A 25841-nucleotide genomic window follows, 5' to 3' on the forward strand; every position below is an offset into this window, starting at 1 on the left:
GCCTGCATGGAGTTACCTTCTGATTTCACTGATTTCATTGTCTGCTTTCTCCCACATCACACGATGCCTGCGCATGCGACGGCGCACGCGGCGGCAATATCTGCGCTCGCGGCGCGAGCATTTCCCACTCCTGCACTGCCACCGCAGCGTATGTGCGGCCATCGCCGGAGGCATCGAACACCGCGCGCACGCAGCGTGTGCGCACCGGCGCGAAGGCGACGCGCTGGAATCGCCCCACCGCATTCGGGTATCGGCTGACTCCGGGAATCGGCAACCAGCGTCCCTGCGTGCGGTATTCCAGATGCCAGGCACGTGGCGGCGCCACGCCGATGGCAGCCCCGGCAGGCTGGTCGGCGAAGAACACGATGCGGCTGCCATTCAATGTGACCGGCGCTGCCCAGCCATATTGGATCCATTGTTGCGACGGATTGTGCGAGGTCCAGCTCCCCCACATTTGCGGTGGCAACGGATGCGCATTCACCACGCCATCGTTGAGCGCGGCGATCCAATACTGCACCGGAATGGCCGGGCTATTGGACGCGGTGGCGATGGCCGCCGCGGCGAGGTTGCGCGATGGCGACGGCGCTGGCCTGGGCCGGCACGTCGGCAATACCTTGCGCATGCGCGCAGGGCTCACGCTATCGTCCCACTGCAATGTATCGATGGCCACGCTACGGCGAAAATGACCGCCCCCCTTGGCATCGGCGGTGTGATAGACGAGGTACCACTGGCCCTTGAACTGGACGATGCCAGGATGCGAGGTGGTCGAAGACACCGGATCCAACACCACACCGCGATACGTCCACGGCCCCAGCGGCGATGGCGCGGTGCCATAGGCGATGCAGGCGTGATACAGCGTCGGCGTGCACGCCGAATCGGGGCCGGCGTTGTTGGCGGCGTAAGCCATGTAGTAAGTGCCGCGACGCTTGAACACCCATGGCGCCTCGAAATATCCATCCAAGCTTTTCACCGCGACCACCGGCCCCTTCGGCGTGACCATGTCGCGTTCCAGCTCGATGCCGAACAATGTCCCGAACGTGCCCCAATACGCATAGACGCGGCCATCGTCGTCGACCAGCACCGTGGGGTCGATGTTCTGAATCGTGTTGCGCACCGGCAGCGACTGCGACAGGATCGGCCCCTGCGGATGCGCATCGCGCCACGGCCCCAGCGGACTGTCGGCCACCGCCACACCAATCGCGAACGCATCGGCATTGCGCGAATGCGCTTCTTGCACCGGGGCATACAGGTAATAACGTCGATCCGTGCCCTGCACGATCTGCGCGGCATAGGCATGCCCCGGCGCCGCCCAGGCGAACACCTGCTCCGGGCGCAATAAGTCCGGATAATAGGTCCAGCGACCACTGCCGACAGTGTCAGTGACCAGCAGTTGCCAACGCGGGATGACGAAGTCGTTGACCTGCGCTGGCGCTTCGTCGCGACCGGCGATGATGTACAGCTTGCCATCGGCCACCAGCGGCGCGGGGTCGGCCGAATAATCGCGGCCATCGGCCAGGATTGGATTGCCGAGCGCATGCACCTGACGCGAACGCAACGCCGCTGGGGATGCTGCCAAGGCACCGGTCATCGCGCATATCGCCAGCAGCAACAGCGCCCGCGCGTACAGCCTGCTCATGGTGCCAACGCCGGGTCGATCAGCACTTGCATATGCACCGGCATGCTGCCACTGCCGTCGCGTCCCTGCACCTGTCCCTCCACGCTCACGCTGCCGGGCATGGCAGCGACCGTCGGCGCCAGCGGCGACCAGCGCACCGGCACGCGCTCGCGCGAGCCGTCGTTGTACTGCACCCCGACGAACGCTGGCAGCACCGGCGTTTGCCCGACACGCACATGCAGCGGCGGCGGTGCCTGCACCGTGTTGATCTGACCCGGCGCATTCGCGCGCACCCAGAGGCTGGCGTTCACCGGCACCGCGCCATCGGCCAGGCCCTGCACCTGGACACGCCCCTCGACAGCCAACGCGGCCGGATCCAGTTGCGACCAGTGCACGGCCAACCAAGCCCAGCGACCATCGGCGAAATAACCGGCGATCCTTTCCGGCAATGCCGGCACTTGCCCCGGTGCCACGCGCACGTCCACCGCCTCGGTGGCCACCGCGCGCTCGGCGAACACTTGCCATTCGTCGATACCAACCGCCGCATGTCCGTCGCCCCGCAGCGCCGTTTGCAGGACCACGCGCAGCGCCGTGGTGGTCACCGGCGCGAACGCGACCCGACTCGCCGCGCCACCGCCCAGCACCGGATAATCACCGCGCACAACCACCTCGCGCCACTGCGTGCCATCGCGATACTGCAACGTCCAGCCGCGCGGCAACGCCACCCCGCCCTGCGGCTGATCGTCCCAGAAATACAGCGCGGTCGCATTCAACCGTTGCGGCTGCGGCCATTGATACTGCACCCACACCGACGCCGGTTGCGCACGTCCCCAACTGCCCCAGCGCCGATCCGCCGCTGGCACCTGCCCCGACGCCGGCCTCCAGCCATCGTTGAGTGCCTGCAGACGATGATGCGCCGCAGTGAACTGCGCACTCGGTTCGGCCTCGCCCTGCACTTGCACTGCCTGCTCGGCAGGCAATGCTGGAGCGATCACCTCGACATCCGCATGCCCCTGCAATGCGCCATCGTCGACCTGCAAGCGCAGCGTGTAAGCACCGGGAACGGTGAAGCGCACCGCACTGCTGGCGTCCTGCGCTTGCGCGAAGATCGCCGCACCACCCGGCGGCGTGCGCAGCGCGCGCCACTGCAATGCCAGCGTGCCGTTGGGCCGCGCGTCGTCACCGACGCGGCCACTCACATGCACCGCGCCGTCGGCGGCAGCACCATCCTGCTGCCAGGCTTCGACGTGCGGCGCATCGTTAGCGCTGGCCACCGGGGCCGCGATGCCGGTGGCATAAGCCTGGATTTCCTTGATCCCGGTGCGCTGCGCGCCAGCGTGGGTCACCTGGATGCGCCAGCGCTGCGCGCGCAGTGGCGGGAAACGGATGCGGTTGCGGTTGCCCTGCGCGATCAGCCTGTCGCGAACCTGGCCCGGCACGGTCTTCCAGACGCCCGCATCGAAATACTGCAACACATACAGCCATGGCGGCGCATAACCAGCGCGTGTTCCCGAGGGAAAACCGTGCTGCTCACCGGGGGGCGATGAACTACGATAAAAATACACCCGCACATCATCCAGCGTCTGCGGTTGGCCTAGATCCAGGGCGATCCAGTCGCTATGCGCCGTCGATCCGACGGTCCCCCAGAACGGCTCGTTGGCGGTACTGCCATCCACCGCCGCCGTCGCCGGGAAACCCTCGGCAGCGAAGCTCGCACTAACCGCCGCACCTTGCGCCAGATTGCGCGCGGCGGCTGGCAGGCCGATATCCACCCCGGCATCGGCCAGAACCGCGCCGATCCGCGCGCTGGCCGGGAATCGCACCTGCTGCGGCGCTTGCAGTGCCAGCGTGTGCGCGGCCAGCACCTGCACCTGCGCCGCATCGGCGTTGACCGCATCCGCTGCGGCGCGCACGCGACCACTGGCCGGGTCGTAAATGACGTGCGCGAGGCGATCGACAGTGAAAGCGAGCTTGCCATCCAGGTACAGCGAATACCCCTTGGGCGCAGCGCCAGCGTAATGACGACCATCGCGGTCCCAGACGATGCTCAGATCGCGGTCGCGATAACGCAGGTGATCGGCGACGAAGTGATCCCAGCCGATGTCGATGGGATACAGCTCGATCATGGCGTCGCTACGCGGACGCAGACCCATCGCATCTTCGATCACGGTGAAGTTGCTGGCACCGAGTTGAGTATGGTGGATCCACGAGCGATAACCGATCTTGCCGCCATCGGCAGCGCTACCCTCGGCCCAGAATTCGTTCTGATCGGGATAGCGATTATCGCCATCGATATCATGCGCCCAAGCATTCCAGTACAGCAGCTTGCGATAACTGCTCGCATCCAGATAAGGGCTGGGATAATCGCGCAGCACGCTGCCAAGCAGGCGAAAAGCGACAGTGGCATTGATTACCGAGAAATTATTACTGCCGTCACCGCCGCGCGCGTGCAGATCGGCCTGGTTGGCGGTGTAAAACGGAAACAGCGGAAACTGCCGTGCATCGGCGAACAGACGCAGCGCACGCACGTACTTGGGGTCATCGTCCGGGTCGCCGCGCTTGGGCATCAGGCCGACACTGAAGGGGTAATAGTTATTGGTTTCCTTCCAATCCACTGGCAAACGCGCGTCCTCGGCCTGACGCTGCTTGAGCAGGTCGCCATGCAGGCCCATGCTGTCGGCGCTGGCGCTGTGGTCCTGCCACAGCACCTGCAACACGGCACGGCGGATCTTCGCCGCCAGTGCCTGCATTCGCGTTGCAGTGACGGTGTCGCCCGCCAGTTGCGCCGCCTGCGCGGCAGCCAGCGCATTGGCGTACACATAGGCGCTCTCGCTGCGGTCCATGCGCGCCTGACCATGGCGCTTGGCCCAGTCGAAGGACACCGCATCGGCATCGTTGCCGGTCATCGCCGCCCAGTCGTATTCGATCAGGCCATTGCCGTTGCGATCATAGGCACGCAGCAATGCGTCTACATCGGCACTGGCATAGCGCGCCAGTTGCGCGGCGATGGCCGGCGGTCCGCCATGCACCTGATAGGCTCGCCACGCCGCGGCACTGAGATACTGCGCGTAGGAGTTGGACCAGTTTTCCGGCGCGCCGGGGTTATCCACGTACTTGCCGCCACCAGCGGTCTCGCCCGCACCGAGCCAGGAACCGTAGGCAGCGGTCGGATCGCGCAGATATTTGAGGTCGTCGATGAACATGCCGGTGGTCAGCACGATCGCGTTGTCGTAGCCGAGCACGCCTTCGATCGCCACCGGAAACTGATAGTCGTTGCCGGGCACCACGGCATCGAGAAAATTGAAGCGCAGCAACCACCAGCGATAAAACAGGGTCTTATCGAGATTGCTCTCGGGCGTTTGCAGATACGGCAGGTTGTCGGCCCACCAGCGGTTATAGGCGACCACGTGCTCGGTGTAGGCCTGCTGCGGCGACTGTGCGGCGATGCGCCGGTATTGCTGCAGCGAGGCCGGCAACTCGCGTGTGACCAGGCCCAATTGCAGCTTCAAGGTGGGTGTCGCCCCGGTCGCCGGGACAACCACGCGCCGCACCAGGCTGCCACCATCGACCGCAAAACCATCTCCAGACAGGCGCGGAAAGAGCGTGGTGATCGCGTTGTGGGTGACGAAGGCGCCAATCAATTCCGCGCCATCGGCGTGCGTGGCCATCGGCGAGGTCGCACGCACGCGTAAGCTGCGTGCTACGCCATCGGTACTGGACAAAGTGACCTCGGCCACCGCCACGTTCTGTTCGGTGATGAACTTGACCAGATGCAGGCGCACGCCGGCACCGGTGTACACGCTGCTGAAATAGCTCGGCGTCTGCCGCCGTTGCGCGCTGTCCTCGGTCAACGCCAGCGCTGCGTCAACGCCTTCCACCTGCAACCGGAACAAGGCATCGTGGCCGGTCTTGTGCACATAGGCCACATCGCCGACGAAGCCCGGCACTTCGGGTCGATGCGTGTACATATACGCGGCGCGGCCGCGCGTGAACAACCAACGATTGCCGTCCTGACCATCGCGATCACCCTCGCGACCACGACGCGCGAGCATGCGATCAATCCAGAAATCCTTGCCAGGCGCACTGCCGGCGCCGGCCGCGCGGTCGACCGCGAAGACACGCGGCAAATAGCCGGTCCCTGGAACGAAGGCCACGCCAGTCGCCGGCACGGGCTGCGCATCGCCCTTGAAACGCGGCATCCCGAGTGCAGCGTTGCTGTGGTCCAGACCTTCGTCATCATCGGTCAGTTGCGCCGCGCCGGCCTGCGCGAATAACCCTGCCAGCACCAGCAACGCCGCGCCGATCCGCTGGGTGGTCGCGCGCCGCAGGCACCGCGCGACCACATCCCCGTCTTGCCGCTGCTGCCTCAAAACTCGGTCCTGATCCGCGCCCAGAAATACCGCCCCAACGTGTCGTAAGTGAAGGCATCGGTATTGGCCGCGCTGGAATAACCGTAGTAGCGCGGCGGCGTGCGGTTGCCCAGGTTGTTCACGCCAGCGGACACAGTGCTGTGCAGGCTGTCGAATTTACGACTCAACGTCACGTCGTGGTACGTCACCGTGCCCACGTGGAAGTACACGCAACTGCCATCGGCGGCGGTGTTGATGCAGGTATCCTCATAGGCGCTACCGACCGTGGTGTGCCCGATCAGCCGCGTATTCCAACTGGCATGCCACGGACCGTTGTCCCAACTCAGATTGAAGTTGGCGCGCCAGTGCGGCATGTTGCCGAAAAAGGACATTTCCCCAACGTAGTTATGCGGATCGCCGCTGAAGCTATAGCGGGACAGATAGGTCGCATCGACGCCGGCATGGAAGCTACCCCAGGCGGTGTCACGCAAGGCGTACTTGATGCCGATGTCGTCGCCACGGATATCGACCTTGCCACTGTTGATCGTAAATGGCACGGTCACGCTGACCAATTGTCCAGCCGCATCGCGTTGGATCAAAGGACAAAACGCGTTCTTCCCGTCATAGCAATTCTGCAACACCTCATCCAGACTGGTGCCGTTGAGCATGTCGTCGAGCCACACCCGCCAATTGTCCACATTCAACGACAGCCCCTCGGCCCAGCCTGGATCGTAGACTGCACCGATGTTGTAGGAGCGGCCCTGCTCGGGTCTGATCGCAAAGCCCGCGTTGGCCGACCCGGTGGTGATGACCCTGAACGAAGACGTGTTGACGAAGCTGCCATTGCGCGGCACGTTGACGCACGCCGCAGGATTGCCACCACCGGTGTAGCCATTACACGGATCGCTATAGTCGCCGGTGTCGTCGACTATCCCATTGAACGGCGAACCGTACAGATTACCCAGCGATGGCGCACGGAACACCTGCGAGCCGGTGGCGCGGATCAACAAGTTATCGAGCGGGCGCCACTCCAGCGCGATCTTGCTGTTGGTGGTGTTGCCCCAGTAATCGTACTTGGAATACCGCGTGCCCAGGTCGAGATTCAACGCCTGCGCACCAGGCACACCCTTGAGCAGGGGAATCAACAATTCGGCGTAGGCCTCTTTGACCGTCTCGTCATGGCCCTGATTCATGATGCAGCCGTCGTTATAATCGCAACTGCCATACATATCGGCCGCCGCCACCGGGTTGCTGGTGCCTTGCGCAAAACCATCCTGCCGCAGCGACAACCCAAACGCGGCCTGCACCATGCCGGCAGGCATCTTGAACAGATCGCCATTGACACTGGCTTCGGCGAATTTCATCGTGCTTTTATCCACCAGATCCACCGCGCTTTGCGTAGCCTTGATCCCCGCGATGGTGGCGGGGTCATCCGGATTGAAGATGTTGATCGGGGTGCAGCCGGCGATCACATTACCAGGCGTGCCGCATTTGATCGTGCCATCGCTGTCGCGGAACGAGGCGCCCACGGCGTTATTCAGCCGCGAGGTGACCGAAAAACCATGACGAATCAACGTGTCCTTGTAGTGCGCATAACCGGCGGCCGCATCCCACTGCCAACTGGTGTCGGCGAATTTGCCGCGTAGCCCGGCGACGATGTTGGTCTGGTACATCGTGGAAGTGTAGACGCGGGTATTGGCTTGCACCGAACGTAGCAGGTAGCGGGTCAGTGCACTACCGAACGGGTTATAGTAATTCTGCGCGGCATCGGGCATTTCCAGGCCATAGGCGCTGAGCTGCGAGGTGGTCTGGCTACGAGTCCAGAAGACGTCCAGATATCCCTGCAGGTCCGGCGTGAAATCGAAACTGGCGTGTGCCGAGGCATTCGTTCGCTGCACCGGCGTAATCAGATACTGCCCGTCATAGTAGTTATGGCCATCCGTGGCCACATCGTAGGGATGAAAATTCCCGGCATTGACCGCGCCTGGCGCCAATCCAGCATTTGGGACCAACACCTGGCCATCATTCAAAAACGCACGCGTGCCGCCGCTGCGCAGTTCATACGCAGTGCCGTTGTGATACCCCTGCGCCGTTTGGGCATAAGGGCGATCAGCATCGTAAAGCGCATTCATCGAATTATGACTGACCCCCAGGATCAGCCCACCACGGTCCCAGCTCTTGCCCCACTCCACGCCCAGCCCACGGCGATTGCCATCGCCATGCGTACTCTGGCCGTAATCGGCGGTGACGGCGAAACCATCGTATTTGTCCTTGAGGATAATGTTGACCACCCCGGCGATGGCATCGGAGCCATAGACCGAGGAGGCGCCGTCGGTCAGCACTTCGATCCGTTCCACCATCGCCGCCGGGATCGCGTTGACGTCAACGCCGGGGGCGGCGGACACGCTGCTGGCAGGCCCGGCCATCCGATGACCATTGACCAACACCAAGGTGCGCTCGGGGCCGAGATTGCGCAGCGAGACCAGCGCGCGACCATGGCTGAAACCGGAATTAAGCGCGATATTGGGCATATTGCCGGCCATCGCCGGCAGTTGCTGCAGTAACTGGCCTAGGGTGTTCTGGCCGCTGTCCTCGATCCGCTGGCGGTCGATGGTGATGACTGGGCTTGCAGTCTCGGCATCGATGCGGCGGATATGACTGCCGGTCACGCTGACCCGCTCCAATGTGGTCGCCGCGCCGTCCTGGGTCTGGGCATCCTGTGCCTGCACCGCAAAAACCGGAAGCAGCAACAACGCAGCGTAGATCGCCGCGCTCAGCGGAGCATGACGCTGCGTAAGACGCCATGAACGAGGGAACAACGGCACCACGCATTCGAGTAAGGACGGCATCGGATTCTCCTTGGCTGCACGCGGTGCGATCGGTGAGGCATTCCCTGCATGGGGCCTGCACCTCATCGCCAGCGCCTGTGGGCGAGTACGGAAACGAACGTGTCCACGCGTGCAGCCGGGGCCAAAACGCCCGGACACTGCACGCACGACGACGCGCCAGGTTCCGCTGTGGCGTGCATGAATCCACCCTGAAAATTCACTGCACTGACACAATGTGCGCGTATAGCGGATATCCCGTCTTGTGGTATTTACCGGGAAACCGTGCGGAATACCGCACTGCCCAACCCCAAGGGACGCTCCCGACGACTCCGCACGCTGCTCAACCGTAGACGGCGGCAATCGTCAGCGTTTCTGCACTGCCAGCCGGCACCTGCACGCGCTCGTTGCGCGGACCCGATAGCGGCACACGCTGCCCATCCAGCATCACCTCGCGCAAGCGCGTGCCCGCCGGCACGCGCAAGGTCAACCAGGTCCGCGATGGCCGCGACGGCGGCAAGTGCACACGTCCATCGATGCGCTGCCGTGCCGGATCAGCGCACAGACTCAACGACACCGCACCCCAGCGCGTCGGCGCAGCGGCAATGGCGATTGTCTGGCCACTGCCCAGCCAGTCGCGCGGCAGCGCCCGCGCCAGGAACAGCTCCTCGCCGGCGCTATCCTCGAACACCAGCATCCAGCGCAGCAATAGCGGGATCGTCAACTGCGCCGGGATGCAGAACAACGGCATGCCGCCGGTGATGCCGCTAACCTCGCCCGCGGTCCAACTGCCACGGGTATGCACGTGATAGCGATGCGCGTACAGGAACAGCAGGTATTCCTCGATCCGATCCAGACGCAGCAACTGCTGCGCGTAGCCGTAGGAGATGAAACCCAGCAGGTCGCGTCCTTCGGGCGTGGGCGCGGTGATGTTGCCGACCACGCCGAGGCTGGTGCCGCCATGACCACGCACACAGTCGATGACCAAGTGCGCCAGATCCTCGGGCAACACGTCGGCCTGCAACAATTCGGAATAGGCCCGATGCGGCCAGCCCTGCTCGCTGGGCTGCTCCTGTTGCAGCGATTGCCGGAAGGTGAGTTTCACTCCCGGCAGCGGGCCGATGTAGGGCGGGGTCAGGTCGCGCCGGATATTCCCGCGCACGCTGCGCTGTAGCTGCGTGACAAGCTGCTGCGCATGCCGCTGCCATTGCGTGGCGCTGGCCTGTCCGCCGACGCCGGCAATCGCAGGCCAGACCCCGGCGATGTCCCGCCAGCCGCGCACGGCCAGCGCGCTGTTGGCGTAGTAGGGTTTCCACCATAGCTGCGGATCGGCAGACAGACAGGCATCGGATTCGTTCCAGCCGTGGATCAGCCCGTGCCCTGGTGCCGCTGCCGGCAAACGCAAGCTGGCATCGTGCAGTTCCACCAGCACCTGGGCGGTGGCGGCGATCTTGTCGCGATGCTTGCGCAGCAACGCCACATCGCCGGTATAGCGCAGGTAGCGCGCCAGCAGGGACAGGGTCAGCCCGAACTGCCCAGTCTCCGCGCCGCGCATGTTGATCATGCCGTCGGCCTGCACGAAATCGCTGAAGTACCCATCCAGCACCGCCGCAGCCTGGGCGAAGCGGCCCCACTCCAGGTTGGCGTACAACGAACTGGTGAAGGTGTCCTGGAAACCATCGTATTCGTTGCCGTAGTAATCGCGATCCACTGCGCCGTACTTGGGATAGGTACCGCCCGGGCGCACCACCAGTTCACGCGCGAAGGCAAAGCGCGCCATCTCGCTCCAACTGGGATCAGGCAACTGCGCCTGCGCCATGTCGGCGAGCAAGCCGTGCCAATAGCCAGCGAAGGCGAGCAGGCCACGGTAGAAATCCTCGGCACTGCGTGGGCCGCGTCGCGGTGGGTAATCCGGGTAGCTATAGCCGTAGACCACCTTGCGGACCTTGCCATGTTCGACCAGCGCGCTGCGGTGCCAGGTTTGCACCACAAAGCGGTCCGTCGCCAACACATCGGCGAACAGCAACAAGTCGTAATAGCGGCCCTCGCCCGCCGGCACCACTTTGCGCACGGCCGGCATCCAACCGCCGATCAGGCCTTCGCGACGACGCTGCACCAGCGCGTCTTTGCCCAGTTCCGGGAACGCCTGCACCGCCCGGTAAGTGCGCGTGCGCCCATCCGGATACACCGGCATGGTATCGGCGCATTCGCGGGTCCCCACAAAGGTGGTCCAGGGCAAGCGCCCGTTGTAGTCCTTCGCATCCAGTTGCGACGCTGGCGGCGGCGCCACGTCGCGTACCTCGTCCTGGCGCGGATCGCCATCGCGCAACAGGCGGTCGGCGAGCAGGTCGGCTTCGGCCATCGCCACTTCGGCCAGGGCCATGCCGAAGTACGGCGCTTGTGCGGCGGGATAGACCGGCTCGGTACGTTTGCCCAACACCAGCGCGCCGTCCGGGCCAAGCAGGGTCAAGTCGCCATCGGGATGGCGCAGGTCTTCGTACACCGTCCAGCGCACGCCTGCTTCATCGAAGTGGCACTGCATGGTATGCCCGGCCAGCGCGTCGCTGGATAGCGCACGCAACGGCGGCAACGCGGGCGCGGAACGCGCAGTCGGCGTCGCCGTGGCAGTGCCGGCCAGCGCCTGGACACCGGCCACCGCCCCCACCGCCAGCCCCTGACGCAGGAAATCTCTCCGATCCATCGACCCTCCTCGGATATAGGCAATCGTGCATCGTGCGCTGCGCGTACCGCAGCGTCTTGCGCGCTGTGCCGAGGATCGATGCGGAAAACCGCATAGCCACAAGCCTTCCGCAACCTCACCGCGCTGTCACAACGCGGCACCGGCGCGATGGCGCGGCAGAACGCCTCAGGCGAGGACGTCGAGCAGATGCCCCAGGCTGTCGTCGGCCGCGCGCAGCACCCGCGCATTGGCCTGGAACGCATTGCGCGCGGATAGACCGCCGACCATGTCATCGACCATATCGCTGCCCTGCCCGCCCGCCGCCTGCACCTGACTGACGACGCCACCGCCGGCCGCCTCCTGATCCACCGGCACCGCGCGTTGGAAACCCTCGGTGGCGAGATTGGCGATGTTGTTGGCACGCACCTGCAAGCCGGACGCCGCAGCGCGCATGCCGGAGAGCGCGATCGAAGACGACGAGGCGATGGAGGTCATGACATGCCAACCGGCGGAAGGGAGTTTGTAAGACTATCGGCAGCCGCAAGCGCAACTTGAGCGCGCAGGTGAAACGCGTGAGCACGCAGTGCGTAGTCCTCCGGCCGCCATGCAGCGTCGCGTTCGAGCCTCGCGCTTGCGGGCAGCGCAGCCCGCGCGGCTCATTTGATGAGCGATCGGCTCCGCATTCCAGCGCAGCGTCGCTTCGTCCAGCAGATACCGCACCAAGAAGTCGTACTGGCGGCGCTACACATCATCGATAGGACCGCTGGAATGGCCCACGGAATGTTCGCTACCGGACACAATGAAAATGTATAAACATCCGTCATCGCATGCGCGCTATTGCCTGTTGCCGGAGCAGGCAATCACGCCCTCGCAGCAGAGGGCGGCACCTTTGACATTGATACAGACATGACCGGCTTATCGCGCAATTTGCCTATCCAGGCTATTCCAGTGCGGCGTCGTCTCGCCCAGCAGATGCCGCACAAAGAAGTCGTACTGACGCCGTTGCACGTAGTCGATGGGGCCGGTGGAACGGCCCACGGAATGTTCGCCGCCGGGCACGTTGAGCAAGTCGAAGTCCTTGCCGGCCTTGATCAGCGCATTCACCACCTGCGCGGTCGAGGCCGGGTCGACATTGCTGTCCTGCTCGCCGACGATCAGCAATAGATCACCACGCAACTTGGCCGCGTTGTCCACGCCCGAGGCACGCGCGTAGCTCGCATCCACTGGCCAGCCCATCCACTGCTCGTTCCAACTGATCTTGTCCATGCGGTTGTCGTAGCAACCGGCATAAGCCACACCCACCTTGTAGAAGTCCGGGTGCCGCTCCAGTGCGCCAAGCGTGCTCTGCCCGCCAGCCGAGGCGCCGTAGATGCCGACGCGGCTCAGATCGTAGGACGGGTCTTGCGCGGCCATCGCCTTGTGCCAGGCGATGCGGTCGGGGAACCCGGAATCGCCGAGATTCTTCCAGGCCACATCGTGAAAGGCCTTGGATCGGTTGGCGGTGCCCATGCCGTCGATCATCACCACAATGAAACCCAGATCCGCCTGCGCCTGCATACCGATCTGCTTATCGCCACCGGAGTGATAACCGAATGGCCAGAACGTCTTGGGCACGAAGGAATCGTGCGGACCGGCGTAGATGTTCTCGATCACCGGGTATTTCTTGTGCGGATCGTAATCGCGCGGGCGCACCACCATGCCCCAGATATCGGTACGGCCATCGCGACCCTTGGCGACGAACGTCTGCGGCGCGCGCCAGCCAGCGGCCTGCAACTTGCTGATGTCGCCACGTTCGACCACTTGCAGCAGCGCGCCATCGATTGCATGCAGCTCCATCACCGGCGCCATGTCCGGACGCGAATACACGTCCACGTAATGGCGACCGTCGTCGGCGATGGCCACGTCGTGGTCGGCATCGGCGTCGGTCAACCGGGTCAGCCGGCCACCGTCGAAATCCACCGCGAACAACTGCCGGTCGTAGGGATCCTTCCCCGCATCCATACCGCTGGCACTGAACCAGATGCGCCGTTGCGCATCGTCCACCCGCAGCACATCGCGCACGATCCACGCGCCGTGGGTGATCTGCGTTTTGACCTGGCCGGTAACGCCATCGAACAGATACAGATGGCGCCAGCCGTCGCGCTCGGACACCCACAGGATCTCCTTGCCCAGCCCATCCACATCGTGGCGAAAACTGCGGTCGGCATTGACGAAGGTCTTGGCGTCCTCGCTCACCGCCACATGCGCGCGGCCACTGGCGGCATCCACCGCAATCGCGCGCATGTGCTGAAAACCACGCTGCACTGCATCGAAGACGAAGCTGGCACTATCGCCACGCCACTGGATCGGCGACAACTGATAGGGATTGGCGAACAGCGCATTGTCGATGCTGCTGCGCCGGGGCGCGCCGCCGTGGGCTAATGCGGTGATGTCGAACAACACCGGACGCTCGATATCCACCGCATCGCCGGGTTTGGGATACAACTGGGTGCGCACCAGCGGCTGACCGCCACCTGGCGGCGCCGCCTCCACCCGGGTCACCTGACGCGCAAAGCCTGGGCGTACCCGGTACAACGCCAACCGCTGCGAATCCGGCGACCAGGAGATGGTCTCCGGATCGTAGAAATCGTCGGCACGGCCATCCTCGGCCAGCCGCCACACCCGTCCATCGGCGCGCGCGCGCAGCACCACCGCATGACCGTCGACGTAAGCCTCCCAGCGTCCGTCGGGCGAACGCCGTGGCGTGTTATCCGCTGGCTGGGTCAGATCGCGCACCACGCCAAAACCGCGTGGTCGCGGCTGTCGGCCGCGATCGGCACGCGCGCAGACATACGTGGTCACGGTGCAGCGCCAGGGCGTCTCGTCGATCTCGAACGCAATCGCCGCCTGCGCATGATCGCCCTCGGCCACATAGGCGAAACGCTCAAATGGCAGGCGCAGCGCCGGAAACGTGGTCCCCATCGCGACACCCAACGCGCGCGCCAAGCGCACTTGATCGAACGCTGGCTGCTTGCGCTGGCTGACCACGTCCTCAACGACGAAGGCGAAACCGCCGGGCACCGTCTTGCGGTAATAGAACGCGCCAGCATCGCGCCATTGCGCAGGCCAGCTCACGTTTTCGGTCAAGCCGATCCAGGCCTGGCGCAAACCCAGCGAACGCTGATAATCAGCGACACTGGGCGCAGCCTGGACGGCGGCGGCGGCGGCGAAACACGCCGCAGCACCTACGATCGTTGCAACAACTCTGTTCATGCTTTCCCCATCCACAGCAGATTCGCGGTTTCTCGCAGCAGCAACCGCATCAGATACGGCAGCATCTGCCGCTGCGGCAATGCAGACCGCTGGCTTATTCCCCGTCGTCCTCTTCCAACGCCAGCGCTTCGCTGGGCAGGCCGGTATGCGCGCCCCAGTAGTAGCAGCCCAGCGCGATCACCGCCACGCAGAGCGTATCCCAGGGATGCGCGATTTGCCCAGTACCGCCGAAGGTGCCAAAAAACGACACCAACAGCACCAACGCAAAGAACGCGATCAACCACAGTACGCCACGCACCTGTTGCCACAGGCGCACGCGACCAGCGGCGTCGGGCAACCGATAGAGCACGTACAGCGCGAACATCCCGATCTGCAAGCCGAGCAACCACGACAGCGTGCTCCATGTAGACCAATACACGATCAAGGCGGCGACGATGAACGACAACGGGCCCAGTAGCGCCATGCCGCGTAACCGAAACGGACGCGGCATCTGCGGCGCGCTGCGTCGCAACGCGGCGACCGTCACCGGTGCCACCGCGTAGCTCAGCACCAGCGCCGCCGACACCACCTGAATCAAGGTTTCCCACGACGGAAACGGCAAGGTCCAAAATACCGACAAGCCCAGGCTCAGCCACAACGCCGGACGCGGAATGCCAGATGCCGCATCGACCCGGGTCAGCACCGGCAGGAAACCGCCGCTGCGCGCCCAGCCATAGACCACGCGCGGCGTGGCATTCATGTAGATGTTGCCGGTGCCGCTTGGCGAAATCATCGCATCGCAAATCACCAGCGTCGCCAACCAGCCAATGCCCAACGCCAACGCGATATCGTGGTAAGGCAGCGAGAACACCTTGTCGATGCCGCCCCACCCCTGCGCCAAGTGCTGTGCCGGCACGCCGCCCAGAAACGCCAACTGCAGCAGCACGTAGATGACGGTGGACAGCGCCACCGACAGGATCAACGCAATGGGGATATTGCGCTGCGGATCGCGCACCTCGCTGGCCACCGAGACGATCGGAGTCAAACCGAGATAAGCGAAGATGATGCCGCCAGCGGAGATCGCCGTCTCCACCCCAGCCGCACCGAACGGAGCAAATCCATGCACGCGCAGGTTGCGCGCATCGAAGTGCGCCATCAACAGCACGATCACCAAGACCGGCACCAGGAACTTGAACACGCTGACGATATTGTTGGCGGTGGCGAAGGTCTTGACGCTGTAGTAATTGAGCAAAAAGAACGCGACCAGCAACGCAAGTTGCAGCAACCAGCCGGCGATGCTGGGATGGGTGCTGCCGGCCTGGCTGAGCCACGGGAACCACGCCGCCGCATACTGCCGCGCCGCTTCCACTTCGATCGCAATCAGGCTGGAGAACGCGATCAAGGTGATGAAGCCCATCAGCCAGCCGAGCAAGGCGCCATGCGAATACTCCGGATAACGCACCACGCCACCGGCGCGCGGCAAGGCCGCACCCAATTCGCAATAGACCAGGCCCAGCATCAAAACCGCCACACCGCCAGCGATCCACGACACGATACCCGCCGGACCGGCCATTGCCGAGACATGGCTGGCCGAAAACAGCCAGCCGGAGCCGAAAATCGAACCGAGCCCGATGAAGGTCAAATCGGTGAGGCTCAGTCGCTTATGGAACTTACCTTGTGCCGCCATGGTGTCCCTCGCTGGATCTCAGTTGCATTGGCGAATCACCGAGGCGTCGCCGCCCGTGCACACGCCAGCGCACTGGCGACCGCCGTTCGCCAGCGCGAGGCGCAGCGACGCCGGCATCACGGTGTCGGTGCCGCATCCACCGCGCTGGCCCACGGCGATTTGCCACCTTCGGCGATGAAACGCGCGATGCGCTGTTCCAGTACCGGCAACGGCACCGAGCCGGTTTCCAACACCGCATCGTGGAAAGCACGGATATCGAATTTCTCGCCCAGCGCGCGCTCGGCCTTGCGCCGCAGCTCCAATATCTTCAATTCGCCAAGATAGTAGGACAACGCCTGACCGGGCCAGCCGATATAGCGGTCCACCTCGGTGGTGATTTCATGTTCACTGAGCGCGGTGTTATCGCGCAGATAGGCAATCGCCTGCGCGCGAGTCCAGCCCTTGTGGTGAATGCCGGTATCGATGACCAACCGGCACGCGCGCCACATCTGATAGGTCAGATAACCGAAGCGGTCGTAGGGCGTGTCGTACATCCCCATCTCCTGCCCCAGGTATTCCGAATACACCGCCCAGCCCTCGCCGTAAGCGGAGATGAAGCTGTAACGCCGGAAGTCCGGCAAGTCCTGCTGCTCGGCAGCCAGCGGCATCTGCAGCGCGTGACCGGGCGAGGATTCGTGCAGAGTCAGCGCGGTCAGGTTGTACAACGGTCGCGACGGCAGATCATAGGTGTTGACCAGATAGATCCCAGGACCACCACGACCGCCGGTATAGAACGGCGCCAGTTCCGGCGGCACCGGCTCAATTGCGAAACGCTGCCGCGGCAACCGACCGATGTAATCGCCAATCTTGGCATCCACGCGCTTAGCGATCCACGCTGCATCCTTGAGCAGTTCCTCCGGTGTCTTGGCGTAGAACTTGGGATCGGTGCGCAGGTAGTGCAAAAAGGCCGGGAACGTCGCTTGCCCGGCCGGGGCGACGAAGCCGCTGGCGGCGATGGTCTGGTCCATCTGCTTGCGCAGCTTGGCGACTTCCTTCAGTCCGATGTCATGAATCTGCTCCGGCGCCAGATCCAGCGTGGTGAACTCGCGGATCTGCGCACGGTAGTACGCCACACCATCCGGCAGGGACTCGGCGGCCAGTGTGGTGCGCGCCTTGGGCTGATATTCCTCGCGCATGAAATGCAGCAGCCCGGCATACGCCGGCACCACGCTGTGGGCGATGGTCTCCAACGCCTGCTGGCGCAATTGCGCCTGCACCTGCGCCGGAATGCTGGCCGGCATCTGCTTGAATGGGGCGTAGAACGGATTGGCTTGGCCAGCAGCCTGCGCCACGTCGGCGATGGATTGATCGCGCCCGGTCAGCGTCACTTGCGGCTGGCTGAAGCCACGCGCCAGACCGGCGCGCATGTTGACGATTTGATCGTCGAAATAACGCGGAATGTCGGCGAGGATCTTCAAATAACGCTGGTAATCCTCGCGCGTATGCATGGTGGAGCGCGCACTGAAACCGAGATCGCTCCAGAACGAACTATCGCTGTTGAACGGCATCTCCCAGGTATGGAAGCGCTGCTGATTGAGCAGGACCACAATCTGCTCGCGATACACCTGGTAATCGACCTGTTCCTGCGCCGACAGGTCCGCTGGCTTGATCGCGTCCAATTCTTGCAACACCTGTTGCCAGTAGGCGGTGCGCTGATTCTGCGTCGCCAGGTCCACCTTCGGCAGATGGTCGGCGGGAGCGGCCTTGCCGTTTTCGTCGTCGGCACCAGCGAATTGCTCCTGCCGCCACGCCCACTCGCGCTGATACAGCGCCTTGAAGCGCGCACTTGCCTGCTTGGCCGGCGTCGCCGCCGCCTGAGTTGCCGCCACGGCCATGCCGCTGTGGAAGATCACAGGACAGACCAGCGCCAACGACAATGCCGCGCGAAATGGGGGACTCAGACGCATTGCGATTTCTCCGATGGAGCAGACGGATCGGCCATACCAGCGACGGCCAGGAAACACCAGTGTGCAGTAAAAGAAGGAAGCTTCACCCAGATGTGCAGCATGGGCCGGCGTTGGCACATGCTGCACATCGCACCCGCATCAGGCGAACGGGCGGTCGATCGCCGGCGACGGCGGCGTGAACCACTGCGCGCCAGTGTCGGTCACATAGAAGTGATCCTCCAGACGCACACCGAATTCGCCCGGCACCACGATCATCGGCTCGTTGCTACAGCACATCCCCGGCGCCAGTGCCAACGCGTTGCCGCGCACCAGGTATGGCGCCTCGTGGATGCTCATGCCGCAGCCATGACCCGTGCGATGCGGCAGTCCCGGCAAGCGGTAATCCGGGCCGAGGCCGGCACGCTCCAGCACCTCGCGCGCAGCCGCGTCTACGGCGGCGCAGGCCACGCCGGGACGCACGGCAGCGAACGCCGCTGCCTGCGCGGCATGCTCCAATTGCCAGATATGCCGCTGTTTTTCGCTGGGTTCGCCGAAGATATAGGTGCGGGTGATATCGGAGTGATAGCCCTGCACAGTGCAACCGGTATCGATCAACACCAACTCACCGGCACGCAACGCCTGCACGCCCGGAATACCATGCGGATACGCGGTGGCATGGCCGAACTGCACGATGCAGAACGTAGACCCGTTATCGGCACCGAGCGCGCGGTGCGCCTGGTCGATGAAACGGGTCAGTTCCGCCGTGGTGATGCCTTCGTGGATCAACCCTGCGGCCAGACGTTGCACCTGCAAGGTCATGTCGCACGCCTGCTGCATCAACGCCAACTCCGCCGCCGACTTGCGCATGCGGCAGCCATCAACGATTGGCGCCGCGTCGCGGATCGCGACCGTCCCCAGCACCACCGACAAGCCGGTATGCACGGCGAACGCAATGCCTGGATCCAACGCCAGCGTCTGCGCGTTGCATTGCGCCAGCGCCTCGGCGACCCGTGCGTGCGGATCCTCGTGTTCCTCCCACAAGCATTTGCGTACAGGCAGGGACAGCACCGCATCCAACGATCCTTCCTCGAACGCCGGACAGATCAACAAAGGATCGCCCGTGGCGGTAAGCAGCATCGCCACCAAGCGCTCGCTCGCACCCCACGGCACACCAGTGAAATAGCGCAGCGATGCGCCGGCACCGATCAACAACGCATCCACGCCGTGTGCGCGCATCAAGGCGCGCGCATCGGCCAGACGCTGACGGTATTCCTGCTCCTGGATCGGTGGCGCACGGCGTGAGCACGGTGCAAGCTGCGCGTGCGCCGCATCCAGGCTTAAGCCACCGATCTGCGCCGCATCACTCATGCACTGCGCTCCACGTCGGACACACTCCAATAGCCGTCGATCAAGCGCTGCACGCCACCAGGATTGCGGTCGCGCAACACGACCGGCAGCATGTCGTCGGGCACACCATCGTAGCTGTGCAACGCGGCGAAACGGCGAATCGCTGCCGGCATGCCAACCGCAGTAAAGCCCGAGTGGCCAGTGCTCGGATACGGGCCACCATGATTCATCGCCGGACTCACCGCCACGCCAGTGGGCATCTTGTTGCAGATCAAACGCCCGACACGCGGCCGCAATGCCGCAATCAGCGCGGTGCAAGCCAGATCGTCGCTACCGTCGGCGCCGCGATACAAGGTGCCGGTGAGATTGCCTTCGAAGCTGCGCGCCAACGTGGTCAGCTGCGCCAACCCAGTGCTGCGCACGATCAGACTGACCGGCCCGAACGCTTCGGTCTGCAAGGCCTCGGGCTGTTGCAGAAACTCCTCGGCCGACACGTGCAGCAAAGTGGGCGCATACCGGTACCCAGGTGTCGTCGGTGCCTCGCCACCCACCAGCAGGGCGGCACCCGCGTTACGCAGCGTCGCCACGCTGCGCTGCAGGTGCTCCAACACCCCACGCGAGAACAGCAGCGCTGGCGCAGCGGCGGCAAAGTGCGTGATCGCCGCGGCGACGAAAGCATCGCCCGCATCGCCTTCCGGCACCACCACGATGCCCGGGTTGGTACAGAACTGACCGCTGCCCATGGTGCACGAGGCGAAGAACTCCTGCGCCAGCGCCGCGCCGCGCTCGGCCAACGCGCCAGGCAGCAGGAACACCGGATTGACACTGGACAGTTCGACATAAGCCGGCACGCCGGCACGGTCGGCTGCGGCCTTCAGCGCCAGACCACCGGCGCGACTACCGGTGAAACCGATCGCACCCAAGCGCGCATCCCCAGCCAATTCCAGACCCAAGGTTGTGTCGAAGTGATACAGCAACTGCACCGCCGCCGCCGGCAGGTCGTGATCCAGCAATGCCTGGTGCGCAAGCTGCGCCAAGCGCTGACTGGTCGCCGGATGCGAGGGGTGCGCTTTGGCGATGACCGGATTGCCTGCGGCAATGGCCGAAGCAAAATCGCTGCCGGCCACCGCGTTGAACGCGAACGGGAAGTTGTTCGGGCCGAACACCAACACCGGCTTGTGCAAGGCCCCCAGTTGCGCACGTAAGCCGGCGGCGGTGTCGATCACCGGCTGCGTCCAGCTATGGCTGCGGACCGCCTGCGCGGCCTGACGCAACTGGCCGCTGGCACGCGGCAGTTCCACCTTGGCCAGGCGCGGCTCGACCGGCAAGCCGGTCTCGGCATGCGCCAACCCGACCAAGTGCTCGCCATCGGCATCGATCGCCGCAGCATAAGCATCCAGGAAGGCCGCGATGCGATCCGGCTCGGCCGCGGCCAGCGCGTCGGCAACCAACGTCGCCGCGCTCAAGGCCGCTTCCAGGTCGGCGGCGCCGCTGACCGGAAACTCCGGACCGAACGCTGTGCCATCGCGTGGGTTCTCGGCGCGGAAACGACCACGCTCTTCCAGCGAAGGCTGCCAATGGCCAGCGAGCAACAGCGGTTGGATGCTCATCTCAGTCTCCAGGGTGGGTAGCGATGGCGTGATCGATCACCTTGAGCGCCGCTTCGCGCTCAGCGCCTTCCAGGATCAGGCGCGGCGCACGCACGCGCTCGCTGCCGAGACCGACCTTCTCCTGCACTAGCTTGATCAACTGCACGAACTTGGGCACGGTATCCAGGCGTAGCAGCGGCAGGAACCAATCGTACAGCGCCTTGGCCGCCGGGTAGCCGCCGTCGCGGGCCAGCTCGAACAGCTTCACCGATTCCTTCGGATAGGCGTTGACCAGGCCGGCGATCCAGCCCTTGGCGCCCATGCTCACGCCTTCGACGATGGCATCGTCCATGCCCACCAGCAGCACCAGACGGTCGCCTAGCAATTCGCCCAATGCGGCGAAACGACGCACATCACCGGAGGACTCCTTCACTGCTTCCAGATGCGGGAACTCGGCGGCCAGCTCGGCGATCTGCGCCGCAGTGAAGTCGGTCTTGTAGGCCACCGGATTGTTGTACAGGATCACCGGCAGATCGGTCGCGGCAATCACCGCACGCACGTGCGCGCCCATTTCGCGCCAGTCGGTGGAGTACACGTAAGGCGGCAGCACCATCGCGCCACCGCAGCCGAGCTGCTTGGCCGCCTGCACCAGACGCACGGCTTCATCGGTGGACAACGCGGCGATGCCTGGCACCACCGGAATACGCCCCGCCACGGCTTGCACCAGCGTCTTCAAAATCGCCAGCTTGTCGTCGAAGCTCAGCGTGGCCGCTTCGCCGAGCGAGCCGAGCGGCACGATCGCGCTGCAACCGGCGTCGATCATCACCTGCGCATGCTTGGCCAGGAACGCATGGTCGATGCTGCCATCGGCATTGAATGGGGTGGTGATGGCCGGCAGCACGCCGTGCCAGAAGGAAGCCTTACTCATGGAAGTACACCTTGTGGAGAGTTGCGAAAGGATGCCGTGTGCGAACACGCGGCGGAAACGGGGTCGGACACGGGCACAGGATGGGCCAACGCGTCCAATCGCACCGGAAACAGCGGCGGCCGGCGGCCGTCGTCGGAGAAGTCGTCGCTACGCGGCGTCAGCCCCAGCTCGGTCAGCGCACTGCCGCAGATGCGCCCCTGACAGGCACCCATGCCGCAACGCGAGACCAGCTTGGCGTCGCGCAGATCGGCATGACCGCACAGCGCCGACAAGGGCACGTCCTCGCAGCGGCACACCAGGGTATCCGGCGCGGCCAGCGCGTGGATCCGCGGATCCAGCGCGAACTGCTTCTGCAGCAGCGTGGCGAACGCGCGCGCGCGCATGCGGCGCGGCTGCAACGCCTGCGCCGCCGCGGGCTGACCCGCCGCCATATGCCCGGCGATTGCCCCCTCCACGCGTGCGCAGTCGCGCCCACCGATACCCAGGGCTTCGCCGGCGGCGAAGACGCCATCGACCGTGGTGCGCAGTTGCGTATCCACCGCCACGCACGGATGCGCGCCGCTGCGTGCAAGACGGCAACCGAGCAGTTGCGCCAATTCGACGTTGGGCACCAGGCCATAGCCCACGGCCAGATGATCGCAATCGATCTGGCGGCGACCACGCGGCCCTTCGATCTCCACCGACTGCACGCGACCCTCGCCGTGCGCGGCCACCACCACGCTACCGGCGTGGTAACCGACCCTTGCCAACTGCGCGCGCAGCGCCAGTGCCTGCAACGCCTTGTCCGGCCAGCGCAGCGGCAATTGCGCGGCAAAGCCGGCCAGCGCGCGCAGCGGCGCCTGCTCGATAATGCCCAGCAACTGCGCGCCATGGCGGCGCAGCGTCGCCGCCGAGGCCAGCAACAGCGGTCCACTCCCCGCAACCACGACACGACGGCCGGCCAACGGCCAGCCCTGCTTGGCCAGCGCCTGCGCGCCGCCCGCACCGGTGACGCCGGGCAAGGTCCAACCGGGGAACGGCAGTAACAATTCGCGTGCGCCGGTAGCGAGCACCAGCGCGTCGTATCCCAACCAGCGCGCGCCCTCCGGACCGTCGAGCAGCACCTGCCGGTCCTGCGTCATCACCAGTTGGGTCTGCGGCAGGAACGTGACCGCACTGGCCGCCAACTGCGCCAACGCGCGCGCGGCCAGACGTGGCGGCGCGTGGGTGACATCGTGGCGCCAGATCTGTCCGCCGGCCCGCGCCTGCAGATCGACCAAGGCCACGCGGCGCCCATGGCTGGCTGCCGCCAGCGCCGCCGCCAACCCAGCCGGACCAGCGCCAGCGACCAACACGTCGTAGTGCGCGCGCGGTTCAGCCATCGGTCCACACCTGCATGCCATCGCGCGCCGGAGTGATACAGGCGCGCACCTGACTGACGCGGTCGATACGCACCCGGCATTCGCCGCATATCCCCATGCCGCACAGCGGTGCGCGCGGCTGGCCGCTGCGCGAACGACGAAAATGCGTGGCCACCTGCGCCACTGCGGCAGCCACGCTACTGCCGTCAGCGACGTTTACCGGCTGACCATCGACTTGCAGGCGCAGCATCGACGCGCTCATGCCAACGCCCGCGCTGGCGCGAACGGAGCCGGATCCAGCGCCGGACGCCGCTGTAGCAGCAGGTCCAGCAACAGCCGCGCACTGCCCAGCGCAGTGGTCACGCCCAGCCCTTCGTGCCCCGCCGCGACCCACACGTCGCGACGTTGCGGCACGGCCCCCAAGTACGGGCGACCATCCGGCGTGGCCGGACGCAACCCGGTCCACACGCGGATCGCCTGCAATTGCCGTAATCCGGGCAAAAATCCGAACGCACGCTCCAGCATGCGTTGCAACATCGGCATCGATACGGCGCGGTCGCGCGCGTCGAATTCACGCGAGGAACCGATCAGCAATTGCCCGGTCGGGCGCGGCTGCACGTTGAACGCCACACTGCTGCCGTCACTGCCGTGCGCGCTATCGGCATAGCCCAATTCCAGCAACTGGTGCGCAACGAAACCTGGATAACGATCCGTGATGACCAATTGCCCCTTGCGCGCACGCATCGGCAACTCCGGCAACAGTTCCGGCAGTGCGCAGCCGGTAGCGACCAAGACGGGGCCGTGCAGCGCGGTGCCATCGTCCAGGCGCAGCCCGACGTCGGCCAAGGCCAGCGCGCGGCGTCCGGCATACAGCTGCGCACCCGCGCTGCAGGCGCGATCCACCAGATAACGCGCCATGCGCGGCGGATACACCACGGCCTCGGCAGCCACACGCATGCCCCCCGCCAGACCCGGCACCAACGCCGGCTCCAGTTGGTAAAGGTGCTGCGCATCGACCGCCTCGGCGTGTACGCCGGCCGCGGCCAAACGTTGGATCTTGGCCGGAATCGCATCGAGTTCGCGCGCCTCGCGCGCCACCCACAGCGTGCCGCAACGGCTGAATTCGGCCTCCGGCAGCGGCGCGAATTCTTCCCATAACCGCAATGAATACGCCGACAGCGCCAGCTCCGCCGGATCCTCGTCCATCGCGACCAAATGCCCCATCGCCGCAGCGGTGGAACCGCCACCGATGCTGCCCGACTCGATGATCGCCACCCGCAATCCGGCGGCCGCCGCCGCGTCGGCGCAGGCCGCACCGACGATACCGGCACCGACGACGATCAGGTCGAAACCGCTCATCCGGCGTCGATACCCCAGGCGAATGGGTCCTGCGGCTCGATCAACAACTGCGCCCGCGAGGTGATGTAAGCCTGTCCAGTGATGCGCGGCAGCACGCCACGCTCGCCAGCCGTGTAACTGCCTTCGAACACGCTGCCCAGAATGCCCTGCTGGCGCCAAACCTGGCCCGGTGCCAGCTTGCCGTCGGCCGCCAGGCACGCCAGCTTGGCGCTGGTGCCGGTACCGCATGGCGAGCGGTCGTAGGCCAGACCGGGGCACAGCACGAAATTGCGCGCATCAGCACTGGCGTCCGGCGCTGGCCCGTTGATTTCGATGTGGTCGATCTCGCCCTGTTCGGCGCCACGGATGCCCGCCGTGTCCAGCGCCAACCGGATCGCTTCGGTGTAAGCGGTCAACGCACGCTGGTTGCGCAGCTCCAACGCACACGGTGTCTGCTCGGTGATGAAGAACCAATTGCCGCCCCAGGCGACATCCCCACGCACGGCACCATACTCCGGCACCTGCACTTGGACGCCAGCGGCATAGCGGTAGCTCTCCACGTTGTCCACCGAAACCCGACCATCCTCGTGCAAGGCCACGCCCACCGTCCCCACCGGGGTCTCGATGCGGTGCGCGCCCGGCGCCAACCGGCCCAGGTCGGCCAAGGTCCGCACCAAACCGATGGTGCCGTGGCCGCACATGCCAAGATAGCCGACGTTGTTGAAGAAGATCACTGCCGCGCAGGCGGCAGGATCCAGCGGCGGCAGCAGCAGCGCGCCGACCATCGTGTCCGAACCACGCGGCTCGCAGGCAATGGCGCTGCGCCAGCGATCGAAACGGTCGCGGAACACGCCACGCCGCTGCGCCAGCGTGCCAGCGCCTAGATCGGGAAAGCCGGCGACGACGACACGGGTCGGTTCGCCGCCACTGTGCGAGTCGATGACATCAAGCGTATACATGGATTTATGCTCACATTCGGGGCCAGAA

At 65.0% G+C, this 25841-nt stretch carries 15 protein-coding genes; all 15 read right to left on the minus strand.

What is annotated here, in order from left to right:
* Window positions 1-34: 34 nt before the first annotated feature.
* Window positions 35-1636, minus strand: coding sequence for a family 43 glycosylhydrolase (locus XALGPE39_RS08670; protein WP_045727840.1), 1602 nt, complete (start codon window positions 1634-1636; stop codon window positions 35-37).
* Window positions 1633-5814 carry an Ig-like domain-containing protein gene (locus XALGPE39_RS08675; protein ID WP_152624960.1) on the minus strand — a complete coding sequence of 1394 codons (4182 nt, stop codon included), beginning with the start codon at window positions 5812-5814 and terminating at the stop codon, window positions 1633-1635. Before XALGPE39_RS08675 ends, XALGPE39_RS08670 begins: the two co-directional genes overlap by 4 nt.
* Before the next feature lie 167 nt (window positions 5815-5981).
* Complete coding sequence (locus XALGPE39_RS08680; protein ID WP_082061864.1) at window positions 5982-8813, minus strand: TonB-dependent receptor; 2832 nt, start codon at window positions 8811-8813, stop codon at window positions 5982-5984.
* Window positions 8814-9132: 319 nt separating this feature from the next.
* The gene (locus XALGPE39_RS08685) at window positions 9133-11490 is read right to left on the minus strand and encodes a hypothetical protein (protein WP_045727842.1); all 2358 of its coding nucleotides are present in this window, start codon (window positions 11488-11490) and stop codon (window positions 9133-9135) included.
* Between the two features lie 165 nt (window positions 11491-11655).
* On the minus strand, window positions 11656-11964 hold the full coding sequence (locus XALGPE39_RS08690; protein ID WP_045727843.1) for a flagellar basal body protein: 309 nt from the start codon (window positions 11962-11964) through the stop codon (window positions 11656-11658).
* 420 nt (window positions 11965-12384) lie between these two features.
* Window positions 12385-14721, minus strand: coding sequence for a S9 family peptidase (locus XALGPE39_RS08695; protein WP_045727844.1), 2337 nt, complete (start codon window positions 14719-14721; stop codon window positions 12385-12387).
* A 94-nt stretch (window positions 14722-14815) separates the two neighbouring features.
* On the minus strand, window positions 14816-16387 hold the full coding sequence (locus tag XALGPE39_RS08700) for an APC family permease (protein WP_045727845.1): 1572 nt from the start codon (window positions 16385-16387) through the stop codon (window positions 14816-14818).
* A gap of 116 nt (window positions 16388-16503) precedes the next feature.
* The gene (locus XALGPE39_RS08705; protein WP_235429885.1) at window positions 16504-18261 is read right to left on the minus strand and encodes a DUF885 family protein; all 1758 of its coding nucleotides are present in this window, start codon (window positions 18259-18261) and stop codon (window positions 16504-16506) included.
* A gap of 210 nt (window positions 18262-18471) precedes the next feature.
* On the minus strand, window positions 18472-19680 hold the full coding sequence (locus XALGPE39_RS08710; RefSeq protein ID WP_045727847.1) for a Xaa-Pro peptidase family protein: 1209 nt from the start codon (window positions 19678-19680) through the stop codon (window positions 18472-18474).
* Window positions 19677-21269, minus strand: a complete 1593-nt coding sequence (locus tag XALGPE39_RS08715) for an aldehyde dehydrogenase family protein (protein WP_045727848.1) — start codon at window positions 21267-21269, stop codon at window positions 19677-19679. The genes XALGPE39_RS08710 and XALGPE39_RS08715 overlap by 4 nt, the downstream gene beginning before the upstream one ends.
* 1 nt (window position 21270) lies before the next feature.
* Window positions 21271-22176: a dihydrodipicolinate synthase family protein gene (locus tag XALGPE39_RS08720; protein WP_045727849.1), complete on the minus strand. Its 906-nt coding sequence runs from the start codon at window positions 22174-22176 to the stop codon at window positions 21271-21273.
* Window positions 22173-23537: an FAD/NAD(P)-binding oxidoreductase gene (locus XALGPE39_RS08725; RefSeq protein ID WP_045727850.1), complete on the minus strand. Its 1365-nt coding sequence runs from the start codon at window positions 23535-23537 to the stop codon at window positions 22173-22175. Before XALGPE39_RS08725 ends, XALGPE39_RS08720 begins: the two co-directional genes overlap by 4 nt.
* The gene (locus XALGPE39_RS08730) at window positions 23530-23778 is read right to left on the minus strand and encodes a 2Fe-2S iron-sulfur cluster-binding protein (RefSeq protein ID WP_045727851.1); all 249 of its coding nucleotides are present in this window, start codon (window positions 23776-23778) and stop codon (window positions 23530-23532) included. The genes XALGPE39_RS08725 and XALGPE39_RS08730 overlap by 8 nt, the downstream gene beginning before the upstream one ends.
* Entirely contained in the window at window positions 23775-24875 is a 1101-nt protein-coding gene (locus XALGPE39_RS08735; protein WP_045727852.1) for an FAD-dependent oxidoreductase, read from the minus strand. The genes XALGPE39_RS08730 and XALGPE39_RS08735 overlap by 4 nt, the downstream gene beginning before the upstream one ends.
* Window positions 24872-25813 (minus strand): 4-hydroxyproline epimerase, encoded by a 942-nt coding sequence (locus tag XALGPE39_RS08740; protein WP_045727853.1) that lies wholly within the window; start codon window positions 25811-25813, stop codon window positions 24872-24874. The genes XALGPE39_RS08735 and XALGPE39_RS08740 overlap by 4 nt, the downstream gene beginning before the upstream one ends.
* Window positions 25814-25841: the final 28 nt, after the last annotated feature.

It is taken from the genome of Xanthomonas sp. GPE 39, assembly GCF_000963005.1.
Taxonomy (GTDB): domain Bacteria; phylum Pseudomonadota; class Gammaproteobacteria; order Xanthomonadales; family Xanthomonadaceae; genus Xanthomonas_A.